At 60.0% G+C, this 16743-nt stretch carries 11 protein-coding genes and 1 pseudogene; 8 read left to right on the top strand and 4 right to left on the bottom strand.

Translation table 11 applies throughout. From position 1 onward, the window contains the following. Nucleotides 1-91 precede the first annotated feature (91 nt). The 4 genes from PSH65_RS13030 to PSH65_RS13045 all read left to right on the top strand — a co-directional run bounded on the left by PSH65_RS13030 (nucleotide 92) and on the right by PSH65_RS13045 (nucleotide 3833). Nucleotides 92-1087 (top strand): peptidase U32 family protein, encoded by a 996-nt coding sequence (locus tag PSH65_RS13030; protein ID WP_218394681.1) that lies wholly within the window; start codon nucleotides 92-94, stop codon nucleotides 1085-1087. Nucleotides 1088-1097: 10 nt separating this feature from the next. Next, nucleotides 1098-1988, top strand: a complete 891-nt coding sequence (locus tag PSH65_RS13035) for a U32 family peptidase (protein WP_305426553.1) — start codon at nucleotides 1098-1100, stop codon at nucleotides 1986-1988. Next, nucleotides 1982-2449 (top strand): SCP2 domain-containing protein, encoded by a 468-nt coding sequence (locus tag PSH65_RS13040; protein WP_305426554.1) that lies wholly within the window; start codon nucleotides 1982-1984, stop codon nucleotides 2447-2449. The genes PSH65_RS13035 and PSH65_RS13040 overlap by 7 nt, the downstream gene beginning before the upstream one ends. A gap of 124 nt (nucleotides 2450-2573) precedes the next feature. Beyond that, a complete protein-coding gene (locus PSH65_RS13045; RefSeq protein WP_305422598.1) occupies nucleotides 2574-3833 on the top strand; it encodes an IS256 family transposase in 1260 nt (419 codons plus the stop codon). 860 nt (nucleotides 3834-4693) lie between these two features. On the opposite strand, the gene PSH65_RS13050 is transcribed toward PSH65_RS13045, so the two are convergent. The 4 genes from PSH65_RS13050 to PSH65_RS13065 all read right to left on the bottom strand — a co-directional run bounded on the left by PSH65_RS13050 (nucleotide 4694) and on the right by PSH65_RS13065 (nucleotide 8374). Beyond that, nucleotides 4694-5092 carry a putative zinc-binding protein gene (locus PSH65_RS13050; protein ID WP_305426555.1) on the bottom strand — a complete coding sequence of 133 codons (399 nt, stop codon included), beginning with the start codon at nucleotides 5090-5092 and terminating at the stop codon, nucleotides 4694-4696. Between the two features lie 74 nt (nucleotides 5093-5166). Then, on the bottom strand, nucleotides 5167-5841 hold the full coding sequence (locus PSH65_RS13055) for a Crp/Fnr family transcriptional regulator (protein ID WP_305426556.1): 675 nt from the start codon (nucleotides 5839-5841) through the stop codon (nucleotides 5167-5169). A gap of 86 nt (nucleotides 5842-5927) precedes the next feature. Next, nucleotides 5928-6575 (bottom strand): two-component system response regulator NarL, encoded by a 648-nt coding sequence (gene narL, locus PSH65_RS13060; protein ID WP_305426557.1) that lies wholly within the window; start codon nucleotides 6573-6575, stop codon nucleotides 5928-5930. Then, nucleotides 6572-8374 carry a HAMP domain-containing protein gene (locus PSH65_RS13065; protein ID WP_305426558.1) on the bottom strand — a complete coding sequence of 601 codons (1803 nt, stop codon included), beginning with the start codon at nucleotides 8372-8374 and terminating at the stop codon, nucleotides 6572-6574. The genes narL and PSH65_RS13065 overlap by 4 nt, the downstream gene beginning before the upstream one ends. A gap of 305 nt (nucleotides 8375-8679) precedes the next feature. Here PSH65_RS13065 and PSH65_RS13070 point away from each other — a divergent pair, with 305 nt between their 5' ends. The 4 genes and pseudogenes from PSH65_RS13070 to narH all read left to right on the top strand — a co-directional run bounded on the left by PSH65_RS13070 (nucleotide 8680) and on the right by narH (nucleotide 16743). Then, a complete protein-coding gene (locus PSH65_RS13070; protein WP_305426559.1) occupies nucleotides 8680-9984 on the top strand; it encodes a nitrate/nitrite transporter in 1305 nt (434 codons plus the stop codon). Continuing rightward, nucleotides 9962-11360: pseudogene (locus PSH65_RS13075) on the top strand (NarK family nitrate/nitrite MFS transporter). The gene PSH65_RS13070 and the pseudogene PSH65_RS13075 overlap by 23 nt, the downstream one beginning before the upstream one ends. Before the next feature lie 69 nt (nucleotides 11361-11429). Continuing rightward, nucleotides 11430-15203: a nitrate reductase subunit alpha gene (locus tag PSH65_RS13080; protein WP_305426560.1), complete on the top strand. Its 3774-nt coding sequence runs from the start codon at nucleotides 11430-11432 to the stop codon at nucleotides 15201-15203. A gap of 1 nt (nucleotide 15204) precedes the next feature. Beyond that, complete coding sequence (narH, locus tag PSH65_RS13085; RefSeq protein WP_305426562.1) at nucleotides 15205-16743, top strand: nitrate reductase subunit beta; 1539 nt, start codon at nucleotides 15205-15207, stop codon at nucleotides 16741-16743.

The following is a 16743-nucleotide window of genomic DNA, read 5'->3' on the forward strand; positions in this document are numbered from 1 at the left end:
TAGACTGGCAGCGCCTTTTTCGATCGCCCCGGACCCTCGCGTCATGGGCGTCAGGCGATGGCCCGGACGCGTTTTTTCATGAGGATTACCCATGCAACTGGTCTGCCCGGCAGGGAACCTGCCTGCGCTTAAAGCGGCGGTGCGCCAAGGCGCCGATGCCGTCTATGTCGGCTTTCGCGATGACACCAATGCCCGGCATTTCGCGGGGCTGAACATGGACGACAAACAGTTCGACGCCGCCGTCGCCCACATTCGCCAGCATCAACGCAAACTCTACGTCGCGGTCAACACGTACCCGCAACCCAAAGGCTGGGAGCGCTGGCAGCGGGCGGTGGATCGTGCGGCCGATTTCGGCGTGGATGCGCTGATCGCCGCCGACCCCGGAGTGCTCAACTACGCCAGTCAGCGTCACCCGCAGCTGGCGTTGCACCTGTCGGTCCAGGGCTCGGCGACCCATGCCGCGGCGCTGGAGTTCTATGCGCAGCGCTACGGCATTCGTCGGGCGGTGCTGCCGCGAGTGTTGTCGTTGGCGCAAGTACGCCAGGTCGCCGCCAGCAGCCCGGTGCCCATCGAAGTGTTTGGTTTCGGCAGCTTGTGCATCATGGCCGAAGGGCGCTGCCATCTGTCTTCCTACATTACCGGCGAGTCGCCGAACCTGTGCGGTGTCTGTTCGCCAGCCAAGGCCGTGCGCTGGAGTGAAGACGCCGAAGGCCTGAGCGCGCGGCTCAGCGAGGTGCTGATCGATCGCTACACCCCAGACGAATCGGCCGGTTACCCGACCTTGTGCAAAGGCCGCTTCCTGGTCGGCGGCAAACGCTTTCATGCATTGGAAGAACCCACCAGCCTCGACACCCTGGACTTGCTGCCGGAACTGACGGCCATTGGCGTCGAAGCGGTGAAAATCGAGGGCCGGCAACGCAGTCCGGCCTATGTCGAACAAGTCACCCGTGTCTGGCGCGCGGCACTGGATGCCCATCGCGGCGCGCCGGGCAGTTTTCGGGTCAAGGAAGAATGGCGTCAGGTGCTGGCCGGTTTGTCCGAAGGCAGCCAGACCACCCTGGGTGCTTATCATCGATCATGGCAATGAGGGGCTCGACATGAAACTCAGCCTGGGACCGGTCCTGTTTTATTGGGACAAAGAGCAACTTAGCCACTTTTACGCCGAGATGTCGGCCTTGCCTCTGGATGTGATTTACCTGGGGGAAACCGTGTGCTCGAAACGCCGGGCCTTTTCACTGGATCAATGGCTGGGATTGGGGCGCGAGTTGCAGGAATGCAGCCAGGCGCAGTTGGTGCTTTCCAGCCTGACGCTGATTGAAGCGGCGTCTGAACTCTCCAGCCTGCGCCGGCTGTGCGACAACGGCCAATTGTTGGTGGAAGCCAACGACATGGGCGCGGTGCAGTTCCTGGCCGAGCGCAAGTTGCCGTTCGTGGGTGGCCCGGCCCTCAATCTGTACAACGGTCATGCACTGGCGCAACTGCTCGACAGCGGCATGACCCGCTGGGTGCCGCCCGTGGAGTGTTCAGCGGCGCTGATTGGTGATGTGATCGGGCAGGTGCGCGAACTGGGCCGTGCAGTGCCTGAAGTTGAAATCTTCGCCTATGGTCATTTGCCGTTGGCCTATTCCGCCCGCTGCTTCACCGCTCGGGCGGAAAACCGGCCCAAGGATGACTGCCAATTTTGCTGTATCAACTACCCCGACGGCCTGGCGCTGACCAGTCAGGAAGGGCAGGCGCTATTCACCCTCAACGGTATTCAAACGATGTCGGCCGAGGTGACCAATCTATTGGCCGATTACTCCGGGCTGCTGGCCTGCGGTGCCGATCTGTTGCGCTTGAGTCCTCGCGCTCAGGGCATGGCCGAGGTGATCGCCGCCTATCAACGGGTTCGTCTGGGCGAGACACCGCCGTTGTTCGTTGAAGGGTGCAATGGTTATTGGCATGGCCAGGCCGGCATGCTGCGTGTCGAGGAGGTCGGCCTGTGTTGAATCGAAAAAAATGGCTGTTGAAAGGTGCCGACCGGGTGTTGCCGCTGGTGCGTCGAGTGCCCTTTGCGGTGCAGCGCCTGGCGTTGCAGCAGGCGCTCAATCGCTGCCTCGCCGATCCATTGCGCGATGGTGAATTTGAAGTATTGCGCGGGCGCTGGCTGTGTCTGCGGATACCGGATCTGGGTTTGTCGTGGTTCCTGACGTTGACCCGTGAAGGGTTGCGAATTGCTGAACGCGCCAACGCACATGTGACCATCAGCGGTAACTGGCGCGAGTTTTTATTGCTGGCGAGCCGTCAGGAAGATCCGGATACGCTGTTCTTTCGCAGGCGTTTGGTGATTGAGGGGGATACGGAGTTGGGGTTGGCGTTGAAGAATCTGATCGACAGTCTGGATCCTGATGTGTTGCCTGTTTGGTTGTGGCGCAATCTGGAGCGGGCGGGGAAGGGGTTGGCGGCCTGATAGTCGACCTGTTTTTCGGTCGGGGTACATATCCATTTCTGCGGTAACGGCGGCTTAGGGTTCCGCCCTTACGGGACTGTCAGAAATTTTGTGTTCGGGCATAACATGTTGAAAAGGAGCATGTATGCCGACCAAAAAGAAACCGGCCTCGGAGGCCAAAACCCAGCTTCCTTCGATTCCGAAGGAGCTGATCGATCAGTTCGTTAAAGGCCCAATGAGCGCCGAGGCGATTCAGGACGCATCCATGGCGTTCAAAAAGGCGCTTATCGAGCGAGCCCTTGGCGCGGAGCTGGGTCACCACCTTGGCTACCCTCAGGGCGCGGAGCGCCCTGAGGAGTCGAGTAACCAGCGCAACGGCAAAAGCAGCAAGACCGTGCTGACCGATGATGGCCCGCTGCGTCTGGACATTCCTCGGGATCGCGATGGCAGCTTCGCGCCAATGCTGATCCCCAAGCATGAGCGTCGGTTCACGGGCTTCGACGACAAAATCATTGCCATGTACGCCCGTGGCATGACCGTCCGAGAGATCCGGGCATTCCTTTCGGAGCAGTACGGGACCGATGTTTCCCATGATTTCATCAGCTCGGTCACTGACGCAGTGTTGGAGGAAGTGACTGCCTGGCAACAACGCCCGCTTGAGCCGATGTATCCGGTGATTTTCTTCGATGCGCTGCGGGTCAAAATCCGTGAGGAAGGACTGGTTCGCAACAAGGCCATCTACCTGGCTCTGGGCGTGCTGCCGGACGGCACCCGAGACATTTTGGGCATCTGGATTGAGACCACTGAGGGGGCCAAGTTCTGGATGAAGGTCTTCAACGACCTCAAGACCCGTGGCGTTGAGGATGTATTGATCGCGGTAACTGACGGCCTTAAAGGCATGCCAGAAGCCTTGAGTGCGGTGTTTCCGACGACGACCTTGCAGACCTGCATCGTGCACCTGATCCGTAACAGTCTTGATTACGCCTCCTGGGACAAGCGCCGCGAGTTGGCCAAAGCCCTCAAGCCGGTTTATCAGGCGCTTAACGTTGAAGCTGCCGAGCAAGCTCTGGACGCATTTGAAACGGGGCCTTGGGGCAAACAATACCCAACAGTCGTAGCCGCTTGGAGACGTGCCTGGGATCGAGTCATCCCGTTTTTTGTCTTCCCGCCTGCCATCCGAAAAGTGATCTACACCACTAACGCCATCGAGAGCATCAATGCTCAGTTGCGCAAGATCATCAAGACAAGAGGCCACTTCCCGACTGATGATGCAGCGACGAAGCTGATCTGGCTGGCACTGCAAAACATCACGGCCAATTGGGGCAGCGCAGCGCACGACTGGAAGAGCGCAATGAATCAGTTTGCGATTCTTTATGGCGATCGATTTACCAGGTCAAACTGGTGAAATGAGGGCTTGCCTTATGGCAGGCCGTTACCGGCCCGCACACAAAAAATCTGACACTCCCGCCCTTACGGCGGGTTACTTTGAAAAGCGCAAAGTAACCAAACGCTTTCGCCCCTGACGTACGGCCCTTCGCCTAGGCTCAGGGTACCCTCGCTCCGGTCCTGCTCCGTGGGCCCGCCGCCATCGGCCATCCATGGCCGGGGGCGGCTACCGCGGCATCCTTGCCGCGGTGCCCACTGCGCAGAACCTGCGCTCGGCCTTCCGACGGGGCAGATCAAGATCTAAAGCCAAAGCAAAGCAAAGCAAAGCAACAGGAGCTGTTCCCACACTGATCGTTCCCACGCTCCGCGTGGGAATGCCGCCGGGGACGCTCCGCGTCCCGCTCGCGACGCAAGACTTGAGTCCTGCGCACTGGTGACGCGGAACGTCACGGGATGCATTCCCACGCGGAGCGTGGGAACGATCAACACGCGCAGGCGTTGAGGAAGCAGGCCGGCCGGTAGGCCGCCTCGCGGTGCTTTTGCGGTACTCGCCCCCTCGAGAGGCCGAGTGGAGGTTCTGCGTAGTGGGCAACCCGGCATGGATGCCGGGTTAGCCGCCCCCGGCCATGGATGGCCGATGGCGGCGGGCCCACGGAGTAGGACCGGAGCGAGGGCATGGCGAGCCTGGGCGAGCCACCGAACGAAAGGGGCCAAAGCGCTTTGGTTACTTTCGCGCTTTTCGAAAGTGACTCGCTGTAAAAGCGAAACCAATAGTGGCCGTTACCGCAGAAATGGATATGTACCCCGACCAAAATTATAGGTCGGCGATCAGTCCGTCATCGCGGGCAAGCCCGCTCCCACAGGTTTTTTTGTTGTTCTTCAGGCCATCGTTTCCTGCCGGCTTTCATGCTGGCGAGCATCACTGGCAATCAACTGCTTGATCCCTTCAAACAACTCATCCCCCTGAGCCTCCGTGCAGTCCTCGCCATAGCGTTTACGCAACCCATAGTGGCTGAGAATCAAGTGCACATCAGCATGCAGCCCATGTTGCTTGAGGCAGTTTTCAACGCATTGCAACGGGCAGCCATCCAGCGCAAAGATCCGCCGCCCCGAGCGCGCTTTGTTGACCAGCGCCGCCACATGCCCGCCAACACCGACGATGCAGGACATTTCAGCCAGGCCGCTGCGGTCCAGTCGCACGGCCAGGGTGTTGGCCAGTTGGGCGACATTGGAGCAACCTGAGCAGGAGTAAACCAAAGGCAGGGGTGAACGGGGCATTTGCACTCTCCGTAGATGGACGCTGCCAGTGTGCAAGGTGCGTGGCATCGCGCCTTGATGACGGTCAATTCCGACTATTGGAACGCCGCCAACTCCTCTTCAGCGAGAATGCTGATATGGCGACGCTCCATGGCGATCAGGCCGCATTCCACCAGACGATGCAAAATCCGCGAGAAGGTTTCCGGCTGAATCCCCAGCTTCGACGCCACCAGACGTTTGGACACCTGCAAGACAATCTGGCCGGTCACCGGGTGGCGTTCCTGGAACAGAAAGTTGATGACTCGGCGACTCGCACTGGCCATGGTCAAGGTATCGATGTCGCGCAGACGCAGGTGCAAGTGAACGCTCATGCTCGCCAGGATCGCCAGACAGACTTTCGGCTGGTCTTCCAGGGCATTGCGGTAATGGTTGCCGTCGATACTCACCAGCACGCTGTCCTTCAGCGCGGTGGCGCTCACCGGGTAGAGCCGGGCCTGGCTGAACAGCAAGGCTTCGGCAAAGGTCTGGCCGGGCTGAATGATCTCTACCAGGTTTTCCTGGCCTTCGCCGGTGAGCCGGTACAACTTGACCTGGCCGCTGACCAGCAGGAAAAAACGCCTGGCCGGATCCCCTTGGTGCATGAGGGTGCTGTGACAGGCCAGACGCTTCAGCATCGCCAGCCCGCAGACTTCCTCGAAGACTTTCTCCGGCAGTTGGCTGAACAGATGATGACGGCGCAACGTTAAAACGATGGAAGGGTGGGTCAGCATGGCGTACCTCCGCTGACCGTCATAGTAGAGAGCGCAGGCCAATTGACCTATGCCTCTGCAGGCCTACCTCCAAGGAGGGATGCCGGTCAGCCTGCACTGCGCAGATGCTCCATGGCCCACACCGCCGCCTCCACCCGCGAGCGCAAGCCGAGTTTGTGCAGCAGGTTTTTCACGTGGACCTTGACCGTCCCTTCGGTGATGCCCAGCTTGTGCCCGATGACCTTGTTGCTGAAGCCGCTGGCGATGGTTTTCAACACCTGACGTTCGCGCTCGGTCAGTTCCACCACCGCCTGACGTGCAGGTGCCCGCAGTGCCTGTGCCATGACTTGGGTCAGGCCCGGGCTGATCACCAGGACGCCGTTCAAGGCATCGCGGATGTACTGAATCAACAGTTCGGGCTCCATGTCCTTGAGCAGATAACCGTCGGCGTCCAGACGCAGGGCATCGCGAATATCGTCTTCGGCGTCCGACACGGTGAACAGCAGCACTTTGCCGGTGTAGTGCATCGCCCGCAATCGGCGCAGGGTTTCGATGCCATTCATTTGCGGCATGTTGTTATCGAGCAGGACCAGATCCGGTTGAAGCGGCTCGATCAGACTGAGTGCTTCTTCACCCTGGCTGGCTTCGCCGACGATCAGGAAATCATCTTCGAGTTCGAGCATCTGGCGAATGCCGTGACGCATCATCGGGTGGTCGTCTACCAGCAGGATTCTGTGTTGTGGGGACGGGTTCATGTAGTGCTGCCTTCTGTTTGCTGCCCGAGAAATTCCGGGTGGAATTCCAGTTGGACACGGGTGCCTTGGGGTTCCCTGGAAAGTATCTGCAGCTGGCCGTGCAAGCTGCGAGCCCGCTCATCCATGATGTTCAGGCCGTGGTGTTCGCGTTGGTCGACGTTACCGCTGAAGCCGCGACCGTCGTCTTCGATCGACAATCTGACTGTCTCGCCGTCCTGGCGCAGTTGAAGCCAGGCGTTTTGCGCATGGGCGTGGCGCAGGCAGTTGGAGAGCGCCTCGCGGGTGATCTGCAAAATGTGGATCTGTTCGCTGGCCGATAGCTGAAAGGCCAGCGTGTCGACGTGCAGATGCACCTGAAACTCTCCCCGACGGGAGAACTCCTCGGCGGTGTCCTTGAGTTCCTGAACCAGTCCCGCGTCGTGGATCTGCAAGCGAAAAGTCGTCAGCAACTCGCGTAACTGGCGATAGGCATTGTTCAGTCCCTCACGCAATTCGCTGGTGACAGTTTCCAGGGTCTGGGTCGGTTCGCCCCGGCGCATCAGGGTCTGCATGCGGCTGACTTGCAGCTTCATGTAGGACAGGGCCTGGGCCAGAGAATCGTGCAGCTCGCGGGCGATGATCGTGCGTTCTTCGAGCAGTAGCAGGCGATGATCCTGTTCCCGTTGGCGCTTGAGCGAGAGCGAGGTGCCGATCAGGTTGGCCAGGGCCTGGATCAGTTGGGTTTCCCAGGCTTGCATGGGATGCCCGTCGACAAAGTGCGCCTTCAGCTCACCCAGTTCGCTGCCCTGATTGCTGATGCTGAAGGTTTGCGGATTGGCTTTGTGGTGCTTCTGGCAAGTGGCGCAGTCGCTACTGGCGCAGACTTCGCGGATGTTCGCGCCATGCAGAGAGAGCAACTGCTGGGCCGGTGCCTGCAGTTGGCCTTGCAGGCACAGCGACAGGCGCAAGCCGGGCAGGCGTTGCTGGAAGCGTCGAATCAGTTCATCCAAACCTTCGGCATTGGCCAGGCGCGTGGCCAGGCTTCGGCTGCTTTGATACAGAAGCTCCAGGGCGGCATTGGCTTGTTGCAGGTTCAGGGTTTTCTGCCGGACCTGACTTTCCAGGGTGCGATGCGACTCTTCGATCGTTTCGGCCATGGTGTTGAAACTCGTGGCCAACTGGCCCAGTTCGTCCTCGGACTGATGGTTGACTCGTACCTTGAAGTCGCCACGACGAAAGCGCTGGGTTGCGTCCACCAACTCTTTGAGGGGCGTGACGACACCGTACTGCAACTCGTACAAACCGATCAGCAGGACAATCATGGTGGTGAACAAGGCCAGGCCCTGGATCGCCTGTTGCCAGCCTTGCTTTTGTTCGCTCTGGCGCTGCAACAGGCTGACGAACTGGTTCAGTTGTTCAACGAAGGGCAGGGCCTGGACCTGAAAGTAGGCGGCATCGCCGCGCAGCAGTGCCGGGAGTAAATCCTCGTTCCATTGTTGCTGGATGTGCCCATAGCTGACTCGCAGGGCGGCGGTTGGGCCATCTTCCAGCACGGCCTTGAGTGACTGGCTGGTGAGACGGGTTTGCAGGCTGTCGGTGATGGCGGCGATTTCTGAGGGCGTTGCACCCGCGGCCAGTTTCCAGCTCAGGTGATAAGTTTCCATGCGCACCGAGCCTGCGGTGTTGATGGCGGCGGCATCGCCCTGGCTGAACCAGGCGATCAGCCCGGCGCTCAACGAACTGGCGAGGGCGAGTACGGCGATCAGGATCACCGCCAGCCCGGCGCGAGCGGGCAGGGAGCTGCGCAACCAGCGCATCATCGGCTCAGGTCCGGGAAAAAGATCAGAAAACAAAGCATGCAAAGTTCCAGCGTGGGGGTTTGCCGCCGATCCCGGGCGCGCTACCTCTAAAGAGTTGGCGACAGTTCCTTGTCAGAAAAAGCGTCGGTTAAAACCCTTAACAAGCTGATAAATAAAGGCTTTTAGGGTTTTTATGCACTACCTCCTTAGAGGTAGGCAGTACAAGCATAGGCTTATGCCCCCTTGGGCTTCGTTGACATGGGTCAAGTTTTTGCGGGGTTGGCCTCACTAGTCTGCCGCCATGGCTAACTGACGGGAGAGCATTTGTGACCCAACCGCATGTACGACAAGGCTTGGTGCTGGGCATGAGCACGCTGGCCTTCACTGTGTGCTTCATGGTCTGGATGATGTTTGCCGTGCTCGGGGTGCCGATCAAGGAATTGCTCCAGCTCAACGAAACCCAGTTCGGCCTGCTGGCCGCGACCCCGGTGCTGACCGGCTCGCTGGTGCGTTTGCCGCTGGGGTTGCTGACCGACCGTTTTGGCGGGCGCAGTGTGTTCTTCCTGCTGATGCTGACCTGCGTCGCACCGCTGTACTTGATCAGCCACGCCACCGCCTATTGGCAGTTTTTGGTGCTGGGCTTGTTCGTCGGCCTGGCCGGCGGCTCGTTCTCGGTCGGGATTGCCTACGTCGCCAAATGGTTCGACAAGGAGAACCAGGGCTTTGCGATGGGCATCTTCGGCGCTGGTAACGCCGGGGCCGCGGTGACCAAGTTTCTCGCCCCGGCACTGATCGCTGCCGGCAGTTGGCAGCTGGTGCCGAAAGTCTTTAGCGCGATTCTCTTTATTACCGCGTTGCTGTTCTGGTTTCTCAGTGCCGAGAACAAGGACCACCGCAGTGCCACCGGCGCCAGTCTGCGTGAGCAACTGCGCTCGCTGAAAGACCCTGCGGTGTGGCGTTACTGCCAGTACTACTCGATTGTCTTCGGTGGCTACGTGGCCCTGGCCCTGTGGATGACCAAATACTACGTGCAGGAATACGGTTTCAGCCTGCAAAGCGCGGCGCTGCTGGCGGCCTGTTTTTCCCTGCCCGGTGGTGTGCTGCGTGCCGTCGGCGGCTGGATGTCGGATCGCTGGGGTGCGCAAAGCGTGACCTGGTGGGTGTTGTGGGTCAGCTGGATCTGCCTGTTCCTGCTCTCGTATCCCCAGACCCAACTGCAAGTGCAGACCATCAACGGCCCGGTGGATTTCCACATCGGCCTCAATCCTGCGCTGTTCACCGTGCTGCTGTTCGTCATGGGCATCGCCTTCGCGTTCGGCAAGGCCTCAGTCTTCAAATACATCGCCAATGACTACCCGAAAAACATGGGCGCGGTGTCCGGCATCGTCGGCCTCGCCGGCGGCCTGGGCGGTTTTGTGCTGCCGATCCTGTTCGGCGCCCTGGTGGACCTCACCGGCGTGCGCTCTTCCTGCTTCATGTTGATGTACGGCGTGGTCTGGGTCTCCCTCACCTGGATGTACTTCAGCGAAATACGCAAAAGCCCGGTGCTGGGTAAAGCGCCGCTGCTGACCCCGTCCCCGATTTCCAGCATTGCCCTAGGAGAAGAACATGTCCGTTCTGCAAAAGCCTGACAAAGGCCCGGTCATTCATGACTGGCGCCCCGAGGACCCCGCGTTCTGGGGAAGTAGCGGCAAACAGACCGCCACGCGCAACTTGTGGATTTCCATTCCTGCGCTGCTGTTGGCCTTTGCGGTGTGGATGGTCTGGAGCACGGTGATCGTGCGTTTGAACGCCATCGGCTTCAGCTTCACCACCGACCAACTGTTCTGGCTGGCGGCGTTGCCGGGGCTGTCCGGCGCGACCTTGCGCGTCTTCTATTCCTTTATGGTGCCGATCTTCGGTGGCCGTCGCTGGACCGCCCTGAGCACCGCGTCGCTGTTGTTGCCATCGATCTGGATGGGCTTCGCCGTGCAGGACCCGAGCACTTCGTACAGCGTGTTCGTGTTGATTGCCTTGCTCTGCGGTTTTGGTGGCGGCAACTTTGCCTCGAGCATGTCCAACATCAGCTTCTTCTATCCCAAGTCCCAGCAGGGCACGGCCCTGGGCCTCAATGCCGGCCTGGGTAATCTGGGCGTTTCGGTGATGCAGTTCTGTGTGCCGCTGGTGATTACCTTTCGGTGTGTTCGGCTTCATGGGCGGCTCGCCGCAAGCACTGCCGGACGGTGGTCAGTTGTGGTTGCAGAACGCCGGTTTCATCTGGGTGCCGTTCATTGTCCTGGTGACGGTGCTGGCCTGGTTCTGCATGAATGACCTGTCCAGTGCTCGCGCTTCTTTCAGCGAACAGGCGGTGATCTTCAAACGCAAACACAACTGGCTGATGTGCTGGTTGTACCTGGCGACCTTCGGTTCATTCATCGGTTTTTCCGCTGCGTTTCCGCTGCTGATCAAAACCTCCTTTCCGGATGTCATCGCCTTGAAGTTTGCCTTCCTCGGCCCATTGGTGGGTGCGCTGGTTCGTCCATTGGGCGGCTGGCTGGCGGACAAGCTTGGCGGCGCGAAAGTGACCTTGTGGAACTTCGTGGCGATGATCGCGATGGTCTTCGGCGTGATGCACTTTTTGCCGCAGAACGGTACCGGCGGCAACTTCTACGGCTTCCTCGGCCTGTTCATGCTGCTGTTCATCACCACCGGCGTCGGCAACGGCTCCACCTTCCGCATGATCCCGGTGATCTTCCGCACCCAACATGAAAAAGCCTCGGCCGGAAAACCACCGGCAGTACGCGAACAAGCGCTCAAGGATGCCGGCAAAGAATCAGCTGCGGTCCTGGGCTTCAGTTCGGCCATGGGCGCCTTCGGTGCGTTCTTCATTCCCAAATCCTTCGGCTCTTCGATGGCCCTGACCGGCGGCCCGGAGATGGCCTTCTACATGTTCGTCGGCTTTTACCTGAGCTGCATCGTGGTGACTTGGTGGTGGTACGCGCGCAAAGGCGCCGCGACACCCTGCTGAATCGAGCCGAATTCAACCATTGCGTGGGCGGGGCACAGACTCCGCGACAAAGCCTGAGAGGACTACACCGTGAGTCATTTACTGGATCAATTGCGGTTTTTTAATCGCAAGCAAAACGAGTTTTCCGACGGTCATGGCGAGACCCGCAAAGAGTCTCGCGACTGGGAGAACGTCTACCGTTCGCGCTGGCAGTACGACAAGATCGTGCGCTCCACCCATGGGGTGAACTGCACCGGCTCCTGCTCGTGGAAAATCTACGTCAAGAACGGCCTGATCACCTGGGAAACCCAGCAGACCGACTACCCGCGTACCCGTAACGATCTGCCGAACCATGAGCCCCGTGGCTGCCCGCGTGGTGCCAGTTACAGCTGGTACATCTACAGCGCCAACCGTCTCAAATACCCGAAAATCCGCAAGCCGTTGCTCAAGCTCTGGCGTGATGCGCGGCAAACCATGGCGCCGGTCGAAGCCTGGGCCAGCATTGTCGAGGACAAGGTCAAGGCCGACTCCTATAAAAGCAAGCGCGGCATGGGTGGCTTCATTCGTTCCAACTGGGAAGAAGTCAACGAGATCATCGCCGCGGCCAACGTCTACACCATCAAGCAATACGGCCCGGACCGGATCGTCGGCTTCTCGCCGATCCCGGCCATGTCGATGGTCAGCTATGCGGCCGGTTCGCGTTATCTGTCGCTGATCGGCGGCGCCTGCCTGAGCTTCTACGACTGGTACTGCGACTTGCCACCGGCCTCGCCGATGGTCTGGGGCGAGCAGACCGACGTGCCGGAATCGGCCGACTGGTACAACTCCAACTACATCATTGCCTGGGGTTCCAACGTCCCGCAGACCCGTACCCCCGACGCGCACTTCTTTACCGAAGTCCGCTACAAGGGTACCAAGACTGTGGCAATCACCCCGGACTACTCGGAAGTCGCCAAGCTCACCGACCTGTGGCTGAACCCTAAGCAAGGCACCGACGCGGCGCTGGCCCAGGCGTTCAACCATGTGATCTTCAAAGAATTCCACCTGGACAAACCGAGCGCTTATTTCACTGACTACGCCAAGCGCTTCACCGATTTGCCGGTGCTGGTGCTGCTCAAGCAAATGGTCGACCAGGCACCGGGCGCCGGTTACCAGCCGGACCGCTTCCTGCGCGCCAGCGACTTGACCGACAACCTCGGCCAGGAAAACAACCCGGAATGGAAAACCATCGCGCTGGATGTCAGCGGCGAACTGGTTTCCCCTCAAGGCTCCATCGGTTATCGCTGGGGCGAGAAGGGCAAGTGGAACATTCTCCCGCGTGAAGGCGGCGAAGGCCGTGAGATCGATCTGAAGCTGAGCCTGATCGGTGATGACGTGGCCGAAGTGGCGTTCCCGTATTTTGCCGGCGAGTCCCACGAGCACTTCCAGCACGTGGCCGGCGATGCGGTGCAATACCGCCGCGTGCCGGTGCACAACGTGGTGCTGGCGGACGGCAGCGTGGCCAAAGTCGCCACCGTGTTCGACCTGTCGGCAGCCAACCTGGCGATTGATCGCGGCCTCGGCGGCGCTAACGTGGCCAAGGATTACGACGACGCCAGCGTGCCCGGCACCCCCGCCTGGCAGGAGCAGATCACCGGCGTCAGCCGCGAGAAAGCCATCCAGATTGCCCGTGAGTTCGCCGACAACGCCGACAAGACCAAGGGGCGTTCGATGATCATCGTCGGCGCGGCGATGAACCACTGGTACCACATGGACATGAACTACCGCGGGCTGATCAACATGCTCATGCTCTGCGGGTGTGTCGGCCAGACCGGTGGCGGTTGGGCGCACTACGTCGGCCAGGAAAAACTGCGTCCGCAATGCGGCTGGCTGCCACTGGCGTTCGGCCTGGACTGGAACCGTCCGCCTCGCCAAATGAACGGCACCAGCTTCTTCTACGCCCATAGTTCGCAATGGCGCCACGAGAAGATGAGCATGCATGACGTGCTCTCGCCGCTGGCCGATAAATCGCAATTCCCCGAGCATGCCCTGGACTACAACATCCGCGCCGAACGTGCCGGCTGGTTGCCCAGCGCACCGCAACTCAACACTAACCCTTTGCACATTTGCCGCGATGCGGCTGCGGCCGGCATGGACCCGAAAGACTACGTGGTCAAGTCGCTGCAGGACCGTTCGCTGCGCTTCTCCTGCGAACAGCCGGACAGCCCGGTGAACTTCCCGCGCAACATGTTCATCTGGCGCTCCAACCTGTTGGGCTCCTCGGGCAAGGGCCACGAGTACATGCTCAAGTACCTGCTCGGCACCAAGAACGGGGTGATGAACGAAGACATCGGCCAGGTCGGCGACTGCAAACCCGAAGAAGCCGAATGGGTGGACGAGGGCGCCATCGGCAAGCTCGATCTGGTCACCACGCTGGACTTCCGCATGTCCTCGACCTGCGTCTATTCCGACATCGTGTTGCCGACCGCAACCTGGTACGAAAAAGACGACATGAACACCTCGGACATGCACCCGTTCATTCACCCGCTGTCGGCAGCGATCGACCCGGCATGGGAATCGCGTTCCGACTGGGAAATCTACAAAGGCATCGCCAAGGCGTTTTCCAGCATGTCCGAAGGGCACCTGGGCGTTGAAAAGGACCTGGTGACCATCCCGCTGATGCACGACAGCGTCGGCGAACTGGCCCAACCGTTTGGCGGCACCGACTGGAAAAGCGACGGCGTGGCTCCGGTGCCGGGCAAGAACGCACCCAATCTGCATGTGGTCGAGCGTGACTACCCGAACATCTACAAACAGTTCTCGTCCCTCGGGCCATTGCTGGAAAAACACGGCAACGGCGGCAAGGGCATCAACTGGAACACCGACGCCGAAGTGAAATTCCTCGGTGAACTCAATCACAAAGAAGGCAGTGCCGGTATCAGCCAGGGTCGGCCGAAAATCGACACGGCGATCGATGCCGCCGAAGTGATTCTGTCCCTGGCGCCGGAAACCAATGGCCACGTCGCCGTCAAGGCCTGGGCTGCGTTGTCGGAATTCACTGGCATCGATCACAGCCACCTGGCGCTGTCCAAGGAACACGAGGCGATCCGTTTCCGCGACATTCAGGCACAGCCGCGCAAGATCATTTCCAGCCCGACCTGGTCGGGTCTCGAAGATGATCACGTCAGCTACAACGCCGGCTACACCAACGTTCACGAAGGGATCCCATGGCGCACCATCACCGGTCGCCAGCAGTTCTATCAGGATCACCCGTGGATGCAGGCGTTCGGCGAGCAACTGATGAGTTATCGCCCGCCCGTCAACACCCGCACCATCGAAGGGGTGAAAGGCAAGCGCAGCAACGGCGAGATCGAAATCGTCCTGAACTGGATCACCCCGCACCAGAAATGGGGCATCCACAGTACCTACAGCGACAACCTGCTGATGCTGACCCTCAGCCGTGGCGGGCCGATTGTGTGGCTCTCGGAGAACGACGCGAAACGCGCCGGCATCGAGGACAACGACTGGATCGAATGCTTCAACGTCAACGGTGCACTGACCGCCCGGGCGGTGGTCAGCCAGCGCGTCAAGGACGGCATGGTGATGATGTACCACGCACAGGAACGGATCGTGAACGTGCCAGGTTCGGAAACCACCAAGACCCGTGGCGGGCACCACAACTCGGTCACCCGCGTGGTGCTCAAGCCGACTCACATGATCGGCGGCTATGCCCAGCAGGCCTACGGTTTCAACTATTACGGCACGGTCGGTTGCAACCGCGATGAGTTCGTCGTGGTGCGCAAAATGTCCAAAGTCGACTGGCTCGATGGTTCAAGTGGCGATGACCTGCCACGTCCACTGCCGACCGATATCGAGGAGAACTGAGATGAAGATTCGCTCACAAATCGGCATGGTTCTGAACCTGGACAAGTGCATCGGTTGCCACACCTGTTCAATCACCTGCAAAAACGTCTGGACCAGCCGCGAAGGCATGGAATACGCCTGGTTCAACAACGTCGAATCGAAACCCGGGATCGGCTACCCGAAAGAATGGGAAAACCAGGACAAGTGGAAGGGCGGCTGGATCCGCAACGCCAACGGCACGATCAACCCGCGCATCGGCGGTAAATTTCGCGTGTTGGCGAACATTTTCGCCAACCCGGATCTGCCGAGCCTCGACGATTACTACGAACCCTTCGACTTCGACTATCAGCACCTGCACACCGCGCCACTGGGCGAGCATCAGCCGACGGCACGTCCGCGCTCGCTGATCTCCGGCAAGCGCATGGAAAAAATCGAGTGGGGCCCGAACTGGGAAGAAATCCTCGGCACCGAATTCGCCAAGCGCCGCAAGGACAAGAACTTCGACAAGATTCAGGCGGACATTTACGGCGAATACGAAAACACGTTCATGATGTATTTGCCGCGCCTGTGCGAGCACTGCCTCAACCCGACCTGCGCGGCGTCGTGCCCGAGCGGGGCGATCTACAAGCGTGAAGAAGACGGGATTGTCCTGATCGACCAGGAAAAATGCCGTGGCTGGCGGATGTGCATCAGCGGCTGCCCGTACAAGAAAATCTATTTCAACTGGAAGAGCGGCAAGTCCGAGAAATGCATCTTCTGCTACCCGCGGATCGAAGCCGGGATGCCGACTGTTTGCGCGGAAACCTGCGTCGGGCGCATCCGTTATCTCGGAGTGCTGCTGTATGACGCCGACCGCATCAGCGAAGTGGCAAGCACCGCCAATGAGCAGGACCTGTACGAGAAACAGCTTGAGATCTTCCTCGATCCGAATGACCCGGCAGTGATCCGTCAGGCCCTGGCCGATGGCGTACCGCAGTCGGTGATCGATTCAGCCCAGCGTTCGCCGGTCTACAAAATGGCCGTGGACTGGAAACTCGCACTGCCGTTGCACCCGGAATACCGCACCTTGCCAATGGTCTGGTACGTACCGCCGCTGTCGCCGATCCAGAACGCCGCCACTGCCGGCACCGTGGGCATGAACGGGGTGATCCCGGACGTCGACAGCCTGCGTATTCCACTGAAGTACCTGGCCAACCTGTTGACCGCCGGCGATGAAAAACCGGTCAAGCGTGCGCTTAAACGTTTGCTGGCGATGCGTGCCTACAAACGTTCCGAGCAAGTCGATGGCATTCAGGACCTGCAAGTGCTCAAGGATGTCGGCTTGAGTGTGGCCCAGGTCGAGGAGATGTATCGCTACCTGGCGATTGCCAACTATGAAGACCGCTTTGTGGTACCGAGCGCGCACCGTGAAGACGCCATGAGTGACGCCTTTGCCGAGCGCTCCGGTTGCGGCTTCAGTTTCGGCAGCGGCTGCAGCGGCAGCTCCGATACCAACATGTTCGGTGCGAAGAAAGCCAACCGCCGCGACATCCTGAAAACCGTCCAGTTGTGGGAGGAATGA

Origin of the sequence: Pseudomonas sp. FP603, from assembly GCF_030687415.1 — a bacterium.
Lineage (GTDB): Bacteria > Pseudomonadota > Gammaproteobacteria > Pseudomonadales > Pseudomonadaceae > Aquipseudomonas > Aquipseudomonas wuhanensis.